General features: G+C 61.1%; 22 protein-coding genes. 13 read left to right on the plus strand and 9 right to left on the minus strand.

Features of this window, described 5'->3' with window-relative positions; genetic code table 11:
• Positions 1-40: 40 nt before the first annotated feature.
• The 5 genes from CX511_RS03480 to CX511_RS03500 all read right to left on the minus strand — a co-directional run bounded on the left by CX511_RS03480 (position 41) and on the right by CX511_RS03500 (position 3,923).
• A complete protein-coding gene (locus CX511_RS03480; RefSeq protein ID WP_045182522.1) occupies positions 41-724 on the minus strand; it encodes an OmpW/AlkL family protein in 684 nt (227 codons plus the stop codon).
• 110 nt (positions 725-834) lie between these two features.
• Positions 835-1,350 (minus strand): DUF3299 domain-containing protein, encoded by a 516-nt coding sequence (locus tag CX511_RS03485; RefSeq protein ID WP_045182524.1) that lies wholly within the window; start codon positions 1,348-1,350, stop codon positions 835-837.
• 8 nt (positions 1,351-1,358) lie between these two features.
• On the minus strand, positions 1,359-2,624 hold the full coding sequence (locus CX511_RS03490) for an ABC transporter permease (RefSeq protein ID WP_045182526.1): 1,266 nt from the start codon (positions 2,622-2,624) through the stop codon (positions 1,359-1,361).
• The gene (locus CX511_RS03495; protein WP_101292984.1) at positions 2,624-3,343 is read right to left on the minus strand and encodes an ABC transporter ATP-binding protein; all 720 of its coding nucleotides are present in this window, start codon (positions 3,341-3,343) and stop codon (positions 2,624-2,626) included. Before CX511_RS03495 ends, CX511_RS03490 begins: the two co-directional genes overlap by 1 nt.
• 13 nt (positions 3,344-3,356) lie before the next feature.
• Positions 3,357-3,923: a DUF2796 domain-containing protein gene (locus CX511_RS03500; protein WP_101292985.1), complete on the minus strand. Its 567-nt coding sequence runs from the start codon at positions 3,921-3,923 to the stop codon at positions 3,357-3,359.
• 130 nt (positions 3,924-4,053) lie between these two features.
• Between CX511_RS03500 and CX511_RS03505 the strand changes: the two genes are divergently transcribed.
• A complete protein-coding gene (locus tag CX511_RS03505; RefSeq protein ID WP_045182532.1) occupies positions 4,054-4,401 on the plus strand; it encodes a hypothetical protein in 348 nt (115 codons plus the stop codon).
• A 171-nt stretch (positions 4,402-4,572) separates the two neighbouring features.
• Here CX511_RS03505 and trxA read toward each other — a convergent pair whose 3' ends face one another.
• Genes trxA through CX511_RS03520 form a run of 3 tightly spaced genes read right to left on the minus strand, consistent with a single transcriptional unit; the run spans position 4,573 to position 6,582 of the window.
• Positions 4,573-5,445 carry a thioredoxin gene (gene trxA, locus CX511_RS03510; RefSeq protein WP_045182535.1) on the minus strand — a complete coding sequence of 291 codons (873 nt, stop codon included), beginning with the start codon at positions 5,443-5,445 and terminating at the stop codon, positions 4,573-4,575.
• A gap of 31 nt (positions 5,446-5,476) precedes the next feature.
• Entirely contained in the window at positions 5,477-6,136 is a 660-nt protein-coding gene (locus CX511_RS03515) for a class I SAM-dependent methyltransferase (protein ID WP_045182844.1), read from the minus strand.
• Positions 6,136-6,582: a YbaY family lipoprotein gene (locus tag CX511_RS03520; RefSeq protein WP_045182537.1), complete on the minus strand. Its 447-nt coding sequence runs from the start codon at positions 6,580-6,582 to the stop codon at positions 6,136-6,138. Before CX511_RS03520 ends, CX511_RS03515 begins: the two co-directional genes overlap by 1 nt.
• A 107-nt stretch (positions 6,583-6,689) precedes the next feature.
• On the opposite strand from CX511_RS03520, the gene nrdR reads away from it, so the two are divergent.
• The 12 genes from nrdR (at position 6,690) to CX511_RS03580 (ending at position 15,379) form a co-directional block, all read left to right on the plus strand.
• On the plus strand, positions 6,690-7,154 hold the full coding sequence (gene nrdR / locus CX511_RS03525) for a transcriptional regulator NrdR (protein WP_010222838.1): 465 nt from the start codon (positions 6,690-6,692) through the stop codon (positions 7,152-7,154).
• Positions 7,155-7,156: 2 nt separating this feature from the next.
• On the plus strand, positions 7,157-8,287 hold the full coding sequence (gene ribD / locus CX511_RS03530; RefSeq protein WP_045182548.1) for a bifunctional diaminohydroxyphosphoribosylaminopyrimidine deaminase/5-amino-6-(5-phosphoribosylamino)uracil reductase RibD: 1,131 nt from the start codon (positions 7,157-7,159) through the stop codon (positions 8,285-8,287).
• Positions 8,288-8,332: 45 nt separating this feature from the next.
• Positions 8,333-8,998 carry a riboflavin synthase gene (locus tag CX511_RS03535; protein WP_101292986.1) on the plus strand — a complete coding sequence of 222 codons (666 nt, stop codon included), beginning with the start codon at positions 8,333-8,335 and terminating at the stop codon, positions 8,996-8,998.
• An 18-nt stretch (positions 8,999-9,016) separates the two neighbouring features.
• Positions 9,017-10,108, plus strand: coding sequence for a bifunctional 3,4-dihydroxy-2-butanone-4-phosphate synthase/GTP cyclohydrolase II (gene ribBA / locus CX511_RS03540; RefSeq protein WP_045182552.1), 1,092 nt, complete (start codon positions 9,017-9,019; stop codon positions 10,106-10,108).
• 89 nt (positions 10,109-10,197) lie between these two features.
• The gene (gene ribH / locus CX511_RS03545; RefSeq protein WP_028944446.1) at positions 10,198-10,674 is read left to right on the plus strand and encodes a 6,7-dimethyl-8-ribityllumazine synthase; all 477 of its coding nucleotides are present in this window, start codon (positions 10,198-10,200) and stop codon (positions 10,672-10,674) included.
• Complete coding sequence (gene nusB, locus CX511_RS03550; RefSeq protein ID WP_028944445.1) at positions 10,671-11,171, plus strand: transcription antitermination factor NusB; 501 nt, start codon at positions 10,671-10,673, stop codon at positions 11,169-11,171. Before ribH ends, nusB begins: the two co-directional genes overlap by 4 nt.
• Before the next feature lie 18 nt (positions 11,172-11,189).
• The gene (gene thiL, locus CX511_RS03555; RefSeq protein ID WP_045182554.1) at positions 11,190-12,155 is read left to right on the plus strand and encodes a thiamine-phosphate kinase; all 966 of its coding nucleotides are present in this window, start codon (positions 11,190-11,192) and stop codon (positions 12,153-12,155) included.
• On the plus strand, positions 12,152-12,655 hold the full coding sequence (locus tag CX511_RS03560) for a phosphatidylglycerophosphatase A family protein (RefSeq protein ID WP_045182556.1): 504 nt from the start codon (positions 12,152-12,154) through the stop codon (positions 12,653-12,655). Before thiL ends, CX511_RS03560 begins: the two co-directional genes overlap by 4 nt.
• A 12-nt stretch (positions 12,656-12,667) precedes the next feature.
• Positions 12,668-13,423 (plus strand): substrate-binding periplasmic protein, encoded by a 756-nt coding sequence (locus tag CX511_RS03565; protein WP_045182557.1) that lies wholly within the window; start codon positions 12,668-12,670, stop codon positions 13,421-13,423.
• 113 nt (positions 13,424-13,536) lie between these two features.
• Positions 13,537-14,154, plus strand: coding sequence for a GTP cyclohydrolase II (gene ribA, locus CX511_RS03570; protein WP_045182558.1), 618 nt, complete (start codon positions 13,537-13,539; stop codon positions 14,152-14,154).
• On the plus strand, positions 14,151-14,570 hold the full coding sequence (locus CX511_RS03575; RefSeq protein ID WP_045182560.1) for a hypothetical protein: 420 nt from the start codon (positions 14,151-14,153) through the stop codon (positions 14,568-14,570). The genes ribA and CX511_RS03575 overlap by 4 nt, the downstream gene beginning before the upstream one ends.
• The gene (locus CX511_RS03580; protein WP_045182562.1) at positions 14,570-15,379 is read left to right on the plus strand and encodes a cobalamin-binding protein; all 810 of its coding nucleotides are present in this window, start codon (positions 14,570-14,572) and stop codon (positions 15,377-15,379) included. Before CX511_RS03575 ends, CX511_RS03580 begins: the two co-directional genes overlap by 1 nt.
• Here CX511_RS03580 and CX511_RS03585 read toward each other — a convergent pair.
• Positions 15,357-17,213, minus strand: coding sequence for a TonB-dependent receptor domain-containing protein (locus CX511_RS03585; protein WP_101293018.1), 1,857 nt, complete (start codon positions 17,211-17,213; stop codon positions 15,357-15,359). The two genes, CX511_RS03580 and CX511_RS03585, sit on opposite strands and share 23 nt — an antisense overlap.
• Between the last annotated feature and the right edge of the window lie 18 nt (positions 17,214-17,231).

Genomic DNA, 17,231 nt, shown 5'->3' on the forward strand with positions numbered 1-17,231 from the left:
GATTTAATCGCCGCTTTTTTCTTTCCGAGGCCCCGCAGCCTTAGAACTTGTAACCGACACCGACCATGTAGACCCATGGATCGACATCTACGTCGACCTTGGTCTTGCCGACGCCCAGAGCGGTCGGGCCGTCCATGGTGGCCTTGGTGTCGATGTCGATGTACCAGACTGCGGCGTTGACCAGGAAGTGGTCGGTGATCATGTAGTCCATGCCCAACTGACCGGCCAGACCAAACGAGTCTTTGACTTTCAGGTTGCTGAAGCCCTGAGCCTTGCGGTTGCTGTCCAGATCTTCGTCAAAGAACATGGTGTAGTTCAGACCGATACCGGCATACGGCTGGAACTTCGAACTTGGTTCCATCGGGTAGTACTGCAGCGACAGGGTCGGTGGCAGTTGCTTGATGTCGCCCAGCTTGCCATCCAGGCCAGGGCCGAGGCCCTTGACGCCGACAGTGTGGTGGAACGGCGTGGCGGCCAGCAGCTCCAGACCGATGTGGTCGGTCAGCATGTAGGCGAAGGTCAGGCCCAGTTGGGTATCGCTATCCAGAGTCGCCTTGGTACCGGACACCTTGGTGCCGTCGAGCTTGATGTCACTGCTTTCCTCGTTGGGATTAACAGTGATTGCGCCGGCACGCACGATGATGTCGCCAGCCTGGTGGGCGTGGGCAACAGGGGCTGCGAGCGCCAAGGCGAAAAGCGAGGCGCTGAGCAAGGACTTGTTCATGGAAGCTCCCAGAGGACGTTTAGAGTTAAGTGCCTTCAATGGTAAGGAGCCGCTGATTTGGCGATTTGACCCAGCTCAATGAAAGCGTCAAAGGCACTATTCAAAGCTGATTACTCTAGCTCATAAGCGTAGATTTTCTCGGCTTCCATTTGGTAACCGGCGTCGGCTAGTTCGCTGCTGATGTTCTTTACCTGCATCCGGCCTTCGATCCAGTAGGGTTGATAGAGGTCCTCAACCCTGACACCCATCTCACTGACGATATGCACAATCTGGTTCGACGGTGGCGGTGGCACATGGATGCAGGCACCGTAGTAGGGCACCAGGAGAAACTCTGTGGTGCGCCCCTCTTCACTGACTTCCAGCGGTACGATGTAGCCCGGCAGCTTCACCTGCTGGCCATCCAGGGCTTTGACCACCGGCGCGTTCGGCACCTGTTGGTGGGCGGCCGGAGCCGACTCGGCGGCCAGGGCGTCGCTTAACTGCGACAGGTCGTGCAGCGGCGCCAGTTGCGGCTGGACGATTGGCGCACCGGCGGGAATCAGTTGCGGCCACTCCAGGGTGCGCGGTTCGTCCGCCCATAAGGGCGTGCTCATCAGCAGCAGTATCGACAGCAGAATGCGTGGCATCAAAGCTCTCACAAGTGAATGGACAGGCCGTCGGCCAGGGACTGCCGATAGGCGCGCCAGGCAGGCACGCTACCCATGAGCAGTGCGGCCCCGAGAATGATCGCCAGCAGACTCCATTCGTGGGCGCTTGGCCAGGCCAGGGGCAGGAACAGTCCGTAGTTGGCTTGTACATAACCCTGGGCCAGGGCGATCCCCAGGTACAGCAAGCCCAGACCGGCAGCGATGCCGAGCATTGCCAGGGCCAGCGCCTCAAGCATCAGCAGCCCGGCAATATGCCACGGACGGGCACCGACCGAGCGCAAAATGGCCATCTCCCGGCGCCGCTCGTTGAGGCTGGTGAGGATGGCGGTGAGCATGCCGATCAACCCGGTCAGTACGACGAACAGAGAGACCACGAACAACGCCTGCTCGGCAGTGCCCATCAAGCTCCAGAGCTCTTGCAGGGCGACTCCCGGCAGAATCGCCAGCAGCGGTTCATTTCGGTATTCGTTGATCTCGCGCTGCAGGCTGAACGTGGCGATCTTGTTATTCAGGCCCAGCATGAACGCGGTGATGGCCGCGGGCTGAAGGTCCATATCGCGCGCTTGCTCGGCGCTGATTCGTCCGGCTCCACGAGCCGGGACACCGTTGTGCCAGTCAATATGCATCGCTTCCATGCCGCCCAGGCTGATATGCAGCGTGCGGTCTACCGGGGTACCGGTGCGTTGCAGCACACCGACGACAGTGAAGGGTTTGTCGTCATGCTTGACCAGACTGATGGCGGCCACACCGTGGGCCAGCACCAGCTTGTCGCCGAGCGTGTAGTGCAGGGCCTGAGCAACTTCGGCACCGAGCACCACTTCGAATGGATCGTTGGCGAACGCTCGGCCTTGGGCGATTTGCAGAGGCTGTTTGCGGCCGTACTGATAATGTTCGAAGTAGCTGCTGGTGGTGCCCATAACCCGGTAACCGCGGTGCGAATCACCGAGCGAAATGGGAATTGCCCATTTCACTCGCTTGTCATTGGCATAGTGCTCGTAGCTATCCCAGCGGATGTTGTTGGTGGCATTGCCGATGCGAAACACTGAATACAGCAGCAAGTTGACTGAGCCGGAACGGGCACCGACGATCAGGTCAGTGCCACTGATGGTGCTGGCAAAACTGGCGCGGGCTTCTGTGCGTACCCGTTCGACGGCCAGCAGCAGGCACACCGACAGGGCAATGGCAAAGGCCGTAAGAAAGGCGGTAAAACGGCGGTTGGCGAGGCTCGCCAAGGCAAGACGGAGCAGGTACATCAGGCCTCCATGTCGTTGGCTGGCAGCGCGGCGCGGTTGAGTTCGGTCAGTGACAGCTGGCGGTCGAACAGTGGCGCCAGGCTCTGGTCATGGCTGACAAACAGCAGGCTGGAGCCGGCGGCGCGGCATTCAGCGAATAACAGCCGAATGAAGGCTTCGCGGGTGTCGGCGTCGAGGGCTGAGGTAGGTTCGTCAGCGATCACCAGTTCGGGCTGGCCGATCAGTGCGCGGGCGGCGGCCACTCGCTGCTGCTGGCCGATGGACAGGCTGTCGGCGCGTCGTGCGAGCAGACTCGGATCTTTCAAACCCAGATGAGCCAGCAGGCTGGCGGCGGCTTGGTCGATGCTGCCGTGGCGCAGCGCCGCACGTTGCGCGCGGCTGCGCGAAAAGCGGCAGGGCAACTCGACGTTTTCGCGCACGGAAAGAAAAGGCAGCAGGTTGAATTGCTGAAAAATGTAGCCGGTGTGATCGACCCGAAAGCGGTCACGGGCGCCGAGCGTGAGCCCACTTAAATCCTGGCCGAGCAGGCGAATGCTGCCACGGTCAGGCTTCTGCACGCCGCCGAGCAGACCAAGCAGGGTAGTTTTACCACTGCCGCTGGGGCCTTTGAGAAACAGCGATTCGCCGACTTCAAGGCGCAAGGCTGGAATATCCAGCAAAGGGGCTTGGCCCGGCCAGGCAAAGCCCAGATCGGTCAGTTCAATTAATGCCTGGCTCATAGCTAAGGGGCTTTTAGAAAGGAATTGATGCGTTGGCGGCGGTGGCTTCAATGCCCTGTTGTCCGTTGAGTCCGATCAGTTGCAGCTGAATTTTCTGCGTGGCGGGGAAGGCCTTGAACAGCGGACTCAGATCGAAGCCAGTGAGCTGCTCGGGCTTGGCGCAAGCAAATGTGTAGTGAGCGTGAATTTCGCTGTGGTCATGTTTGTCAGCTGCTGTAGCTGCCGGTGTGTCGCCGAACAATGGGCTTTCGAGCGCTTGAGCACTTTCACTGCACTCGGCAGCCTTAGCGAGGGTGAACAGCGCTAATGGCTTTTCCAGCTGGGCGCGCACGGCAGCGACCTTGGCTTTGTCGGCCTCACTGCTGGCCTTGTGCTCGAAACCGACCAGGTTCATCGCCGGGCTTTGCAGTTCCAATTCCAGTGCCTTGCCATCAAGCACCACGTTAAGACGGGCAACACCGTGTTCGTGGGCGGCGAGGCTGCCATGAGCGTGGTCATGATCGTGGTCGTGGTCCTCATGGGCATGAGCGACGGCCAGGGGCAGCAAGGCGAATGGCAAGGCAAGGAATACGCGACGCATGGGCAGACTCCACGAGAGCACAGGAAATGTTTGGTTATGTTATAACAACTTGTTCGCGCGGCGCCAGCGTGCTTGGCGACGGATCGTCAGCGTGGGAGCATGGTGCTCGTCACAGAGTGAGGAAACGACCGTGCGAATTCGTGGACATATCGGCGACTGGCCGGTGGATTTGACCCTGGAGCTTGAGCCAGCGGAATGGGCGCAACTGGGTGGACAACTGACCGCTGTGACGCCGGTTGCGACCACGGCTGCAGTGGCGTCGGTGGCGAACGCCAGGCCGGACGATGCGCTCTGGCAGGCGGCGCGGGAAGTGCTGCGCAAGGCCGGGCAGCTCAATGGGCCGGCGTTGCTTGAGCATCTGGAAGGGCTGGCGGGCAATACTGCCGCGGGTAAGCGCCTGTTGGTGCGCTTGCGCCATAGTGCAGACGTGAAGGTGGAAAGCGGCGCGGATGCGCCGATCTATCACTGGGTGGGGTGAGGCATTGTAGCCCTGTAGCCGCTGCCGTGAGGCTGCGATCGGGCGTGAAACGCCCGCAAAACTTGACGCCGCGATTCATCAGGCACAACGAGGTGGCCGAGTTGCGACTGCTCCGCAGTCGATCGCAGCCTGGTGCCTCGGCAGCGGCTACAGTAAATGTGGGAGCCTTGCTCAGTACAAAGCAGCAAACAACTTGCGACGGTAGGTGCCCACCAGCGGGTGGTCATTACCCAGCAAGTCGAACACCTGCAGCAAGGTCTTATGCGGCAGGCCGCCTTCATAGCCACGATTGCGCATGAACAACTTGAGCATCCCGTCCAGCGCCGCTTCGTACTGCTGGCGCGACAGCTGCTGAATGCACAGTTGGTAGGCCGCTTCATCGTCCTCGCTGTTTTGCGCCAGGCGTGCCTTGAGGTCAGCCACTTCCGGCAGGCTGGCGGCCTGACGCAGGAAGGTCAGCTGAGCCTTGGCGCCCGCCAGGGCGGCTTTGTGCTCATCGCTCTTGACCGCATCAAGCACCGTCTGAGCTTCAGCCAATTCGCCGCGCTCAGCCAGGCAGCGGGCATACAGGATCAACGCCGCAGCATTGCTGTTGTCTTCTGTCAGCAAGGCCTTGAGGGTGGCTTCGGCTTCGCTGAAGCGACCTTCGGCAAACAGTGCCTGGGCCAGTTCCAGCGGGTCTGCGGCCGCCGGCGGTGGCATTTGTACGTGGGGTTCAAGCAAGGCACGGATCGCCGACTCCGGCTGGGCACCGGCAAAACCGTCTACCGGTTGACCATCTTTGAACAGCACCACGGTAGGCAGGCTGCGAATGCCGAAGCGGGCAACGATGTCCTGTTCGATATCGCAGTTGACCTTGGCCAACAACAGCTCGCCCTGATAGCTCTCGGTGATTTGCGCGAGTAACGGCATCATCGCCTTGCACGGCGCGCACCATTCGGCCCAGAAATCCACCAGCACCGGTTTGTGGTGGGAGTTGGCGATTACCAGCTGATCGAAATCGGCAGCGCTGGTATCGAAAACATAGGGTGTGTCTTGGCTCATCGCGACTCTCGAAAATCCGTGAATGGCATCACTATAAAGGCTGGCGGCTGGCGTGGTACAGGCTGACCTGGCGGAATTCGTGTGGTTCGGCCAGGTCCGGCAGGGTCAGCGCCTCAAGCACGCCCAAGGGCTGGTACAGCGGATGGCTGAAGTCGCGCACGCGCGAGTCGGCCACCAACGCCTGTTGGCCGCGGCTGAGGAATTGGTCGAGCAGTGGCAGGTTGGCGCGGTCATAGAGTACGTCAGCCACCAGGATCAGGTCGAAGCGGTCGGCCTCCTGGAAAAAATCCTCGGAATAGCTCAGTTCCACGTTATTGAGCTCGGCATTGGCCCGGCAGGCTTGCAGGGCCAGTGGATCAAGGTCACATGCCACGACCTCAAGGGCGCCAGCACGGGCGGCGGCAATGGCAGCGATCCCGGAGCCTGCGCCAAAGTCGAGCACACGCTTGCCTTCCACCCAGTAACGGTGCTGGTCCAGGTAGCGGGCCATGGCCAGGCCGCTGGCCCAGCAAAAGCTCCAGTACGGCGGTTCATGCAGGATGCGCCGGGTTTCTTCGCTGCTGAACGCGCGGTCCATGTTCTGCGCATCAATCAGCCACAGCTTGAGCGCGCACTCAGGCAAGTCGCTGATCACCAGCCGAGCATCGCCAAGCAGTTCGCCTAATGCCTGTTGCAAGGGCGCCGGTGCGATCATGGCGCTTTTTCAAAGCGCAGTGGGCCGGTGGCTTGGCTCTGTGCCTGGGCGATGCGCAGTGGCGGCAGGTGCAGTATCAATTGTCCGGACTTGCTCGCGCGGCCACGCAACTCCACCCGTGCCCCGGAGGGAAAGGCGTCGGGGTTGAAGCGCAGCTGGAATGGCATGTCCAGGCCATTGCCGGTGAGCGTGCTGCTAGCCAGTAAATTCTGTGGGCGACCACGTGCATCAATCACCAGCAAGGCCAATTCGACTTCGGCACCGGCTGGAATGTTGAGCAAGGTCCCGCTCAACTCCCGTTGATAGGCTGGCAACGGCCCAAGAGGCTTGGGCGTTTTACTGGCAACCGGGGCTTTGGGCTCTGGTGCGGTCTGCGGTTGGTCGCTGCTGCAGGCTGCCAGCAAGGCGGCAAAACTGAGCACAACGAGCGCTCGAAATGGCATGGGGAATTCCTTCGCGGCATATTTCCTCAGTGGATGGTAACCCCTTTGGCTTGTCTTGCCAGTGGGATGCGCTACCATGGCCCTCCCTTTTTTTGTTGCCTGCCACCATGCACTGTCCCTTCTGCGGTGCCAACGACACCAAGGTCATCGACTCGCGACTGGTTGCCGAGGGCGAGCAAGTGCGCCGTCGGCGCGAATGCGTTGCCTGCGGTGAACGCTTCACCACCTTCGAAACCGCCGAGCTGGTGCTGCCGCGCCTGATCAAACAGGACGGCAGCCGCCAACCGTTCGACGAAGAAAAACTGCGCGCCGGTATGCAGCGCGCGCTGGAAAAGCGACCGGTCAGCGTTGAGCGTCTGGAAGCGGCGCTGGCGCACATCAAACACAAGCTGCGGGCCACTGGCGAGCGCGAGATCAAGTCGCTGGTTGTCGGTGAACTGGTCATGGCCGAGCTACAGAAGCTCGATGAAGTCGCCTATATCCGCTTTGCTTCCGTTTATCGCCGCTTCCAGGACCTCAACGAGTTCCGAGAAGAAATCGACCGCCTGGCGCGTGTGCCGGCTAAAGAGTGAGCATGTCCAACGAACGCGCGGTACTCGACGCCCACTACATGGCCCGAGCCCTGGAGCTGGCCCGTAAGGGCGTGTATTCGACCCATCCGAATCCGCGCGTTGGCTGTGTGATTGTGCGCGACGGCCAGATTGTCGGTGAAGGCTGGCATGTGCGTGCCGGTGAACCACATGCCGAAGTGCACGCACTGCGCCAGGCCGGCGAGCTGGCCCGCGGTGCCTGTGCCTATGTAACCCTTGAACCGTGCAGTCACCACGGGCGTACGCCGCCCTGTGCTGAGGCGCTGGTCAAGGCCGGCGTGGCACGTGTAGTCGCCGCCATGCAGGACCCCAACCCGCAAGTGGCGGGGCAGGGGCTCAAGCGTTTGGCTGAGGTCGGCATTGAAGTCGCCAGCGGTGTGCTCGAGACGCAAGCGCGGGCGTTGAACCCGGGCTTCCTCAAGCGCATGGAGCAAGGGTTGCCGTTTGTGCGGGCCAAGCTGGCGATGAGCCTGGACGGGCGTACGGCTATGGCCAGCGGCGAGAGCCAGTGGATCACCGGCCCCGCTGCGCGTTCAGCGGTGCAGCGTTTGCGGGCACGTTCCAGTGTGGTGTTGACCAGCGCCGAGAGTGTGCTGGCCGATAAGGCGCGGATGACGGTGCGTGGCGAAGAGCTGGGCCTTGACCCGGAGACCACGGCCTTGGTCCTGGCTCGTCCACCCTTGCGCGTGCTGATCGACGGTCGCCTGCGCCTGCCCCTTGATGCACCGTTCTATCAGGCTGGGCCTGCTCTGGTGGTCACCGCTGCTGAGTTCGACCCGCGCTACGCCGAGGCTGGCCATGAATTGCTGCGTCTGCCGGGTGCAGAGGGCCGCATTGACTTGAACGCGTTGCTGGTGGCACTGGCTGCCCGTGGCGTCAACGAGGTGCTGCTTGAAGCAGGGGCCAGGCTGGTGGGCGCCTTCGCGCAGAAAGGCTTGATCGACGAGTACCAGATTTTTGTCGCCGGACGGATTCTCGGTTCCAATGCACGGCCGCTGCTGGAGTGGCCGCTGGAAACGATGAGTCAGGCGCCACACCTGAAAATTATTGAAATGCGCGCGGTAGGCGATGACTGGCGAGTCACTGCAGTGCCGAAACCCGCGTCAGGCGTATAATTTGCGGCTAGCGCCTTGCGCAGCCCTGTTCTCGAGGAGGACTTCATGTTCACCGGCATTATCGAATCGATTGGCAGCATCCGTTCTCTGACCCCCAAAGGCGGCGACGTGCGGGTGTATGTCGAAACCGGCAAGCTCGATCTGGGCGACGTCAAACTCGGTGACAGCATCGCCGTCAATGGCGTGTGCCTAACGGCGGTAGAGCTGCCTGGCGATGGCTTCTGGGCCGATGTCAGCCGCGAAACCCTGGACTGCACCGCCTTTGACGACCTCAAGAGCGGCAGTCGGGTCAACCTGGAAAAGGCCCTGACGCCGACCACCCGCCTTGGCGGTCACCTGGTCAGCGGTCACGTCGACGGTGTCGGCGAAGTGGTTTCGCGCAGCGATAATGCCCGCGCCATCCAGTTCCGCATTCGTGCACCCAAGGAGCTGGCCAAGTACATTGCCCACAAAGGCTCGATCACCGTCGATGGCACCAGCCTGACCGTGAACGTTGTCGATGGCGCCGAGTTCGAGCTGACCATCGTCCCGCATACCCTGGCCGAAACCATCATGGCCGACTACCGTCCTGGTCGTCGGGTCAACCTTGAGGTCGACCTGCTGGCCCGTTACCTGGAGCGTCTGCTGCTGGGTGACAAAGCCGCCGAGCCAAGCAACGGCAGCGGCATTACCGAAAGTTTCCTGGCCGCCAACGGCTACCTGAAATCCTGATTTGAAAGGGGGTGCCGCGTGGCGCTCAACAGCATCGAAGAACTGGTAGAAGACATCCGCCAGGGCAAAATGGTCATCCTCATGGATGACGAAGACCGCGAGAACGAAGGCGACCTGATCATGGCCGCCGAGTGCTGCAAGGCCGAACACATCAACTTCATGGCCAAGCACGCCCGTGGCCTGATCTGCATGCCGATGTCGCGCGAGCGCTGCGAAACGCTCAAGCTGCCACTGATGGCACCGCGCAACGGTTCGGGGTTCGGCACCAAGTTCACCGTTTCGATCGAAGCCGCCGAAGGCGTCACCACCGGTATCTCCGCCGCTGACCGTGCACGTACTGTGCAGGCGGCTGCCGCCCGTGATGCCAAGGCCGAAGATATCGTCAGCCCGGGCCACATCTTCCCGCTGATGGCTCAGCCTGGCGGCACTCTGGCTCGTGCTGGTCACACCGAAGCGGCCTGCGACTTGGCGCGCATGGCTGGTTTCGAGCCGAGCGGGGTGATCTGCGAAGTGATGAACGACGACGGCACCATGTCGCGTCGCCCTGAGCTGGAAGCGTTCGCCGCCGAGCATGGCATCAAGATCGGCACCATCGCCGACCTGATCCACTACCGGATGATCCATGAACGTACCATTCAGCGGATTTCCGAGCAGCCGCTGGACAGCGAACTGGGCAGTTTCAACCTGGTGACCTACCGCGATTCGGTTGAAGGTGACGTGCACATGGCCCTGACCCTGGGCAACATCTGTGCTGAAGAGCCCACCCTGGTTCGGGTCCACAACATGGACCCGCTGCGTGACCTACTGATGGTCAAACAGCCCGGCCGCTGGAGCCTGCGCGCCGCCATGAGCGCGGTTGCCGAGGCGGGCAGCGGTGTCGTATTGCTGCTTGGCCACCCGCTCGATGGTGATGTGTTGCTGGCGCATATTCGTGAAAGCGCCGAGGCTTCCCAGGCGAAAACTCCGACCACTTACAGCACCGTTGGTGCCGGTTCGCAGATTCTGCGCGACTTGGGCGTACGTAAAATGCGCCTGATGAGTTCGCCAATGAAGTTCAATGCGATATCCGGATTCGATCTGGAAGTTGTAGAATACGTGCCCTCCGAATAAAGCAGGCGGTCTGTCGCGCTGCCATTCGTGTCCCAAACCCTCACAGGCCGCCCTTTTGCGGCCTGGCTCTTTAAGATGAGAACTCCGCAATGACCCTGAAGACCATCGAAGGTACCTTCATTGCCCCCAAAGGTCGCTATGCTTTGGTGGTTGGCCGCTTCAACAGCTTCGTCGTCGAAAGCCTGGTAAGCGGTGCTGTTGATGCCCTGGTTCGCCATGGCGTGAGCGAAAGCGACATCACCATCATCCGTGCCCCGGGTGCCTTCGAAATCCCGCTGGTAGCACAGAAAGTCGCTCAGCAAAGCGAATATGCCGCAATTATCGCCCTGGGCGCTGTGATTCGTGGCGGTACCCCGCACTTCGAATACGTAGCGGGCGAATGCACCAAGGGCCTGGCCCAGGTGTCCATGGAGTTCGGCGTACCGGTTGCCTTCGGTGTCCTGACTGTCGACTCGATCGAACAGGCCATTGAGCGCTCCGGCACCAAAGCCGGCAACAAAGGCGCCGAAGCTGCCCTGTCCGCTCTGGAAATGGTCAGCCTGCTGGCGCAGTTGGAGGCCAAGTGATTAGCGACGAAAGCGATCGTTTCAACCCGCGCGATCCAAAACCTGCGGATGCTGGCAAACCATCGAAAAGCGCCAAGCGTCGCGAAGCTCGTCAGCTCGCGACTCAGGCCCTGTACCAATGGCACATGGCCAAGCAATCGCTGAACGAGATCGAAGCGCAGTTCCGGGTCGATAACGATTTCACCGATGTCGACGGTGCCTATTTCCGCGAAATCCTGCACGGGGTTCCGGTGAAAAAGGCTGAAATCGACGAAGCGCTGAAGCCGTGCCTGGACCTGGCTCTGGAAGAACTCGATCCGGTTGAGCTGGCGGTACTGCGCCTGTCCACCTGGGAGTTCATGATGCGCGCCGACGTGCCGTACCGCGTTGTGATCAACGAGGGCGTCGAACTGGCTAAGGTCTTCGGTGCCACTGACGGACACAAGTTCGTCAACGGTGTGCTCGACAAGCTGGCACCACGGCTGCGTGAAGCCGAAGTAAAGGCGTTCAAGCGCTGATTCCGGCGCTTTTTGCCAATGGGTGAGTTCGAGCTGATTCGCCATTACTTCGCCGCTGCGCCCTGTGCGCAAGGCGGCGATGCGGTGGCGTTGGGCATCGGCGACGATTGTGCGTTGCTCAGTTTGCCGCCTGGCGAACAGTTGGCGATCTCCACCGACACGCTGGTGGCCGGGGTACATTTCCCGGCCGTCTGCGATCCTTTTCTGCTCGGTCAGCGTTCGCTGGCCGTCGCTGCCAGTGACCTGGCTGCCATGGGTGCCACACCCATCGGCTTTACCCTTGCCCTGACCCTGCCAGAGGTGCGTGCCGACTGGCTGCAAGCCTATGCCCAAGGCCTGAACCAGATGGCTCAAGCCTGCCGGCTCAGCCTGATCGGTGGTGATACCACCCGTGGCCCGTTGAGCCTGACCATGACCGTGTTTGGCCGTGTGCCAGCAGGCCAGGCCTTGACCCGCAGTGGTGCCCGCGCCGGTGATCTGCTGTGTGTCGGCGGTAACCTCGGCAATGCTGCCGGGGCTTTGCCATTGGTGCTCGCCGAGCGCCAAGCCGAAGCATCTGTGGCCGAAACACTGCTTGCCCATTACTGGTCGCCGCAGCCGCAATTCGCCTTGGGCCAGGCCCTGCGTGGCAAAGCCACTTCAGCGCTGGATATCTCCGATGGCCTGTTGGCCGACTGTGGGCATATCGCCAAGGCTTCGCAGGTGTCCCTGCGGGTCGAGCTCGATCGCCTGCCACTGTCTGCTGCGCTGCAAGCGTTCCTCGGCCATGAGGGCGCCCAGCAAGCCGCATTGGCCGGTGGCGACGACTATGTCCTGGCCTTCACCTTGCCTGAAGCTGAGCTGGCGCCGCTGTTGGCGGCTGGCTGGTCGATCCAAGTAGTGGGACGAGCCGGTACAGGCGCTGGCGTCAGCCTGGTGGATGGCCAGGGTCAAGACATCACCCCGACAACTCGGGGCTATCAACATTTTAGGGAGAAACCGTGACCGATCACCCCAATCAGGTGCCTGCGGAAAACGTTCCGCCGTCGGTCTGGCGCAATCCGTGGCATTTTCTCGCATTCGGCTTCGGCTCCGGGACACTGCCCAAGGCGCCAGGAACCTGGGGCTCGCTGGTGGCTCTACCATTTATCCCGTTGTGGCAGATGCTGCCCGATTGGGGTTATTGGCTGATGCTTGGCCTGACCATGCTGTTCGGCTTTTGGCTGTGCGGCAAAGTCGCAGATGACTTGCGTGTGCACGACCATGAAGGCATTGTCTGGGACGAAATGGTCGGTATGTGGATCACCCTCTGGTTGGTCCCCGAAGGCTGGCAATGGCTATTGGCGGGTTTCTTGATGTTCCGCTTTTTCGACATTCTCAAGCCCTGGCCGATTCGCTGGATTGACCGCCATGTGCATGGCGGTGTGGGGATCATGCTTGACGATGTGCTGGCGGGTGTCTTTGCTTGGTTGGGAATGCAAGTGCTGGTATGGAGTGTCACATAAGGGAGTCGTAGGATGCGTGGATGGCGAGTGGTCCTGATGATACTGGCGCTGGTCGCCAACGGTGTTCACGCCAGCGAGGCGACCAACCTGCCTAAAGAAGTGCGACTGGCCAGTGAGCGCTGGGAGGATTACACCAATGCCGATGGTACCGGCATCGCCTGGGATATCCTGCGCAAGGTGTTCGAACCCGCCGGGGTCAGTGTCTCCGTGATCAGCGTGCCTTATAGCCGCGCGATCGGCCTGGTCAAGCGCGGTGAAGCCGATGCCTGGGTAGGTTCCTACTTTGAAGAGCTCGCTGACAACCTCTATCCACGCTGGCATTTCGACGTCGACCATATCTACGCCCTGAGCCTGGCCAGCATACCGTTGCCGAGCCCCGACAACCTGGGCCAGTTCAAGCTTTCCTGGGTGCGTGGCTATGACTACCAGCGCTACCTGCCCAACGTCGGCGAATACCGTGAGGTGCAGCGGCGTGAAGGGATCTTGCTCATGCTTGAGCGCAAGCGCGTGGATGTCTACATTGATGCGCAGACCGAAGTCGAATATGTCATGGATCAGGCGGGCGACAATGAGCGCAGCAAATTTCGCAGCACACACATTGCCGAGTTGCCGATGTACCTGGCTTTTGGCAAAACCGAAAAAGGTCGTGCGCTCATGGCGCTGTTTGATCAGCGCATGGAAAAACTGGTAGCCAGCGGCGAGCTGCGTGAAATCTTCAGCAAGTGGTCCCAACCCTACCCGTTCGATCAGGAAGGAAGCCAGAAGTAGGTCAAATCGTACCTATCGATGGGTTTGAGCAAACATTCGACCTGAGCAGTCCGTCCACATACTGATACAATCGGCTCACTTTATTCTTCAAGCTTTCAAATCAGGAGCACAAAGTGCCCGTCGTCTTTGTTGCCGCTTCCAAGCTGCCTACCCCGTTTGCGACTTTCACCATGCATGGTTTTCTCGACGAAGCCACCGGCCGTGAGCATGTTGTGCTCAGCCTGGGTGATGTAGCCGATGGGCAACCGGTACTGGGACGCCTGCACTCCGAATGCCTGACCGGCGATGCCTTGTTCAGCCAGCGCTGTGACTGCGGTTCGCAACTTGAGGCTGCGCTGCAAGCTATCGCCCGTGAAGGGCGTGGTGTGCTGCTGTATCTGCGTCAGGAAGGCCGTGGTATTGGCCTGCTGAACAAAATCCGCGCCTACGAGCTGCAGGATGGTGGTGCTGATACTGTCGAGGCCAACGAGCGCCTGGGCTTTGCTGCCGACCAGCGTGACTATGGCATGTGCCAGCCAATGCTCGAACACCTGGGGGTCACGTCACTGCGACTGATGACCAACAACCCGCGCAAGGTCAAAGCACTGACCGGCATGGGCATCCCGGTCGCCGAGCGTGTACCGCTGCACACCGGTCATAACCCGCATAACAAGCACTACCTGGCCACCAAGGCCGGCAAGCTCGGCCATATGATGGGTAACGAGCACCAGGGCGAGGCCGGTCGGGCGTGACCCGCGCGCAAGTGCGGCGCCGGCTGGAGCTGGCTTGGTGGCAGTACCTGGCGGTGGCACTGGCACCGTTGCTGGTGTTTGCCTGGGCCTTCGGCGACCTGCAGGCGCTGATCCCGATCCTGGCCATGCCGATGTTCATCGCTGGTGTGGCCTCGATGTTTCTTAGCCTGCCGCGCTTCGGTGCCTACAAGCGTGCGCTGATCGCTACCCAGAAAGCCCTGAACACTGATGCCGAGCCCGCTGCCTGGATTGAACTGGCGCGTGTCCGGCGCATTGGGATGCTATTTGCCTGCCTGCCCGCTTGGGTATCGGCCTTGTCGGTATTTGTCGGCCTGGAGGCGGTTCCGCAAATCCTCCTGGCGATTTCGAGCCTGGTGCTGCTCTACCTCTACCGTATTCCGCGTCAGCTGGGCTGATGCGTGGCATTTGCCTGCTGATATTGCTGTTGCTGGCCGCGCCGCTGACAGCTGCCACGCGGGTGGTCAGCCTGGCGCCTTCACTGTCGGAAATTGTCGTCGAGTTACACGCCGCTGATCTGTTGGTGGGGGTGCTCGATGGCGGCGAGCGTCCGCCAGCCTTGGCCCAGGTGCCTTCGGTCGGGCGCTACGGGCAGATCGACATGGAGCGATTGCTCAGCCTCAAGCCTGACCTGTTGCTGCTCTGGCCGGACAGTGTGCCAGCTGCCCAGCGTGACCAGCTTAAGCGCCTGGGGATCCCTACCTACAGTGCCGAACCCCATGGTATCGATGAATTGATCGAACAGATCGAAGCCATCGGCGTGCAGCTGGGGCGCGCCGAGCAGGGGCGAGTGCGTGCCCAGCAGTTGCGATCGCAGTTACAGGCGTTACGTGAGCGCTATCACCGTGAGCAGCCGTTGCAGGTGTTCTATCAAGTCTGGGACAAACCCTTGTACACCGTGGGTGGCGGCCAGATTGTCAGCGATGCCCTGGCAGTGTGCGGGGCGCGCAACGTGTTTGCCGAGCTGAAAGTGCCAGCGCCGCAGGTCAACCTGGAGTCGGTGCTGCTGCGCAATCCACAAGTGATCCTGGCGCCCGACCAGGCTCAGCTGGACGCCTGGAAGGCTTGGCCACAGGTCAATGCAGTGCGCGATGGGCGTTTGTTGCAGGTGCCGGACAAGGGCCTGGAGCGGCCCAGTGGACAGATGATCGACGCGACGGCGCAGTTGTGTCGCCTGCTTGAGGCTAAAGCGCCGGCGTCCAGGTGATGCCGAGCAGCCAGGTGCGGCCTTCTTCGCGGTAGTCCGCGTATTCGGTTCCATAGTTGTATTGCGCACGGCTGTAGGTCTTGTCCAATACGTTCTCGGCCTTTAGCTCTAAACGGATCTCACGGCTGAGTGCCCAGCTGCTGCGCAAACCTAGCAAGCCATAGCCACTGAGCTTCCTTTCATTTTCCGCATCCGCATAACTGCTACTGACCGCTTGCCAACTGGCACCCAGGCCCAGGCGATCAAACTGCCGATCCAGGTCCAGGCTCAGTGTACGGCGCGCGCGGCGTTCAAGGGTGTGCCCTGAATCGCGGTCACGTGGATCAATCAGTGACAGGCCCAGGTTGCTTTGCCAGCCAAACCAGTCCTGGCGCAAGCTGGCTTCGAAGCCGTTGATTCGGGCCGAGCCGACATTGTGCGGAATAAAGTTGTCGCCCAAGGTGATCGCGTTGCGAAGATCCGTTCGGTATAGCGAAGCCTCCAGCTGTGAGGACTCGCTCAACCGGCTGCGCCATTGCAGCTCGTAACTCTTTGAACGCTCAGGCTTGAGATCGGGGTTGCTGAAATCCGGGTAATAGAGATCGTTGAACGTGGGCGCCCGAAAGCCCTCGCTATAGGACCACAGCAGGTCGTTATCGGGATTGATCGGCACAGTAAGGCTCGCGCTCCAACTGTTCTGCCCGCCAAACTGCTGGTTCTGGTCGCGTCTTACCCCCAATTCTGTCGAGAAACTGTCGCCCTTGTAGCGATGCTGGACGAAGGCTGCTCGGTTCCAGCGACTGTCTTCGTCAAAATCGGTACTGGCATGCAAGCGGTCTTCATACCAGTCGCCACCCAGCAAAAGGTTGTGGCGCTCATCAAGGCTGAGGTCGTTCTGCCAGTTGATGGCGTCGCGGTAGGTATTGAACTCGCTACCACCCGCCTGTAACGAGTCGCGCTTGGTGTCGCGGTTTTCGCTATGCCCCAGTTCCAGGCGCGAGTGCCAGGTTTCCGTGAGCTGTGCGTCGGCATAGGTGCCGACGCTGCTGACGGTGAAGTCAGTGTAAGGCTCGCTGCCATCACCGAACAGGTTGTCGTATTCACTGCGCCCGCGACTGTCGAGCAGGTTCAGGCCCAGCTCCAGCGACTCACTGACGACATGGCTGAGGTTCAGGCTCAGGCTCTTGTTGCGGTAGGCGTCGTGATCAGCGTTGGCGGGATAGGATTCGCGTGTTGCGTCGATGCCCGCACTCTCTTCCAGGCCAGCGGCGAGGTTGAAGCGGGTGCGGTCATCACCGCCAGACAGGCCAACATCGCGTTGCCAGGTCTGGTTGCTGCCGGCGCCCAGGTGCAAACGTGGCTGCAGGCCGGGTTTGTCTGCGCGGCGGGTGAAAATCTGGATTACCCCACCGATGGCATCACTGCCGTAGATGGCTGAACGCGAGCCGCGCAACACCTCTACGCGCTCGACTTGGTCAATGTTCAGAAATTGCAGGCCGCTGTCGCCGGAGGACGTGTTGGCGATGCGCATGCCATCGACCAGAACCAGGCTCTGAGCAGACTTGGTACCGCGAATAAAAATACCAGGCAGGCTGCCGCGCCCACCTGTGCGCGATACCTGAACACCCGGCACGCGGGTCAGCAGATCCGTGACGCTGGAGGGCTGCAGCCGGTCGATGTCATCGCGGGTAAACACGGTGTTGGCCGCACTGGTTTGCGTGCGGTCTTCGACCTGGCGGTTGGCGCTGATCAGGGTATTGGGCAGCTTCAGGGCGCTGTCACGGTCGATCGGGTCGGCGAGGAGGGCGGAGGTCGGCAGGCACAGCAGTAGCGGGGTGAGGCGAAAGAATTTCATGGGCAGTACCATCGCTAT

The sequence above is a fragment of the Pseudomonas sp. S06B 330 genome, from assembly GCF_002845275.2.
In the GTDB taxonomy this organism is placed as follows: Bacteria; Pseudomonadota; Gammaproteobacteria; order Pseudomonadales; family Pseudomonadaceae; genus Aquipseudomonas.

Coding starts and splice junctions, on each gene's coding strand:
- CX511_RS03480 (WP_045182522.1), bottom strand. CDS start 724: ATGAACAAGTCCTTGCTCAGCGCCTCGCTTTTCGCCTTGGCGCTCGCA.
- CX511_RS03485 (WP_045182524.1), bottom strand. CDS start 1,350: ATGCCACGCATTCTGCTGTCGATACTGCTGCTGATGAGCACGCCCTTA.
- CX511_RS03490 (WP_045182526.1), bottom strand. CDS start 2,624: ATGTACCTGCTCCGTCTTGCCTTGGCGAGCCTCGCCAACCGCCGTTTT.
- CX511_RS03495 (WP_101292984.1), bottom strand. CDS start 3,343: ATGAGCCAGGCATTAATTGAACTGACCGATCTGGGCTTTGCCTGGCCG.
- CX511_RS03500 (WP_101292985.1), bottom strand. CDS start 3,923: ATGCGTCGCGTATTCCTTGCCTTGCCATTCGCCTTGCTGCCCCTGGCC.
- trxA (WP_045182535.1), bottom strand. CDS start 5,445: ATGAGCCAAGACACACCCTATGTTTTCGATACCAGCGCTGCCGATTTC.
- CX511_RS03520 (WP_045182537.1), bottom strand. CDS start 6,582: ATGCCATTTCGAGCGCTCGTTGTGCTCAGTTTTGCCGCCTTGCTGGCA.
- nrdR (WP_010222838.1), top strand. CDS start 6,690: ATGCACTGTCCCTTCTGCGGTGCCAACGACACCAAGGTCATCGACTCG.
- ribD (WP_045182548.1), top strand. CDS start 7,157: ATGTCCAACGAACGCGCGGTACTCGACGCCCACTACATGGCCCGAGCC.
- CX511_RS03535 (WP_101292986.1), top strand. CDS start 8,333: ATGTTCACCGGCATTATCGAATCGATTGGCAGCATCCGTTCTCTGACC.
- ribH (WP_028944446.1), top strand. CDS start 10,198: ATGACCCTGAAGACCATCGAAGGTACCTTCATTGCCCCCAAAGGTCGC.
- thiL (WP_045182554.1), top strand. CDS start 11,190: ATGGGTGAGTTCGAGCTGATTCGCCATTACTTCGCCGCTGCGCCCTGT.
- CX511_RS03565 (WP_045182557.1), top strand. CDS start 12,668: ATGCGTGGATGGCGAGTGGTCCTGATGATACTGGCGCTGGTCGCCAAC.
- CX511_RS03580 (WP_045182562.1), top strand. CDS start 14,570: ATGCGTGGCATTTGCCTGCTGATATTGCTGTTGCTGGCCGCGCCGCTG.
- CX511_RS03585 (WP_101293018.1), bottom strand. CDS start 17,213: ATGAAATTCTTTCGCCTCACCCCGCTACTGCTGTGCCTGCCGACCTCC.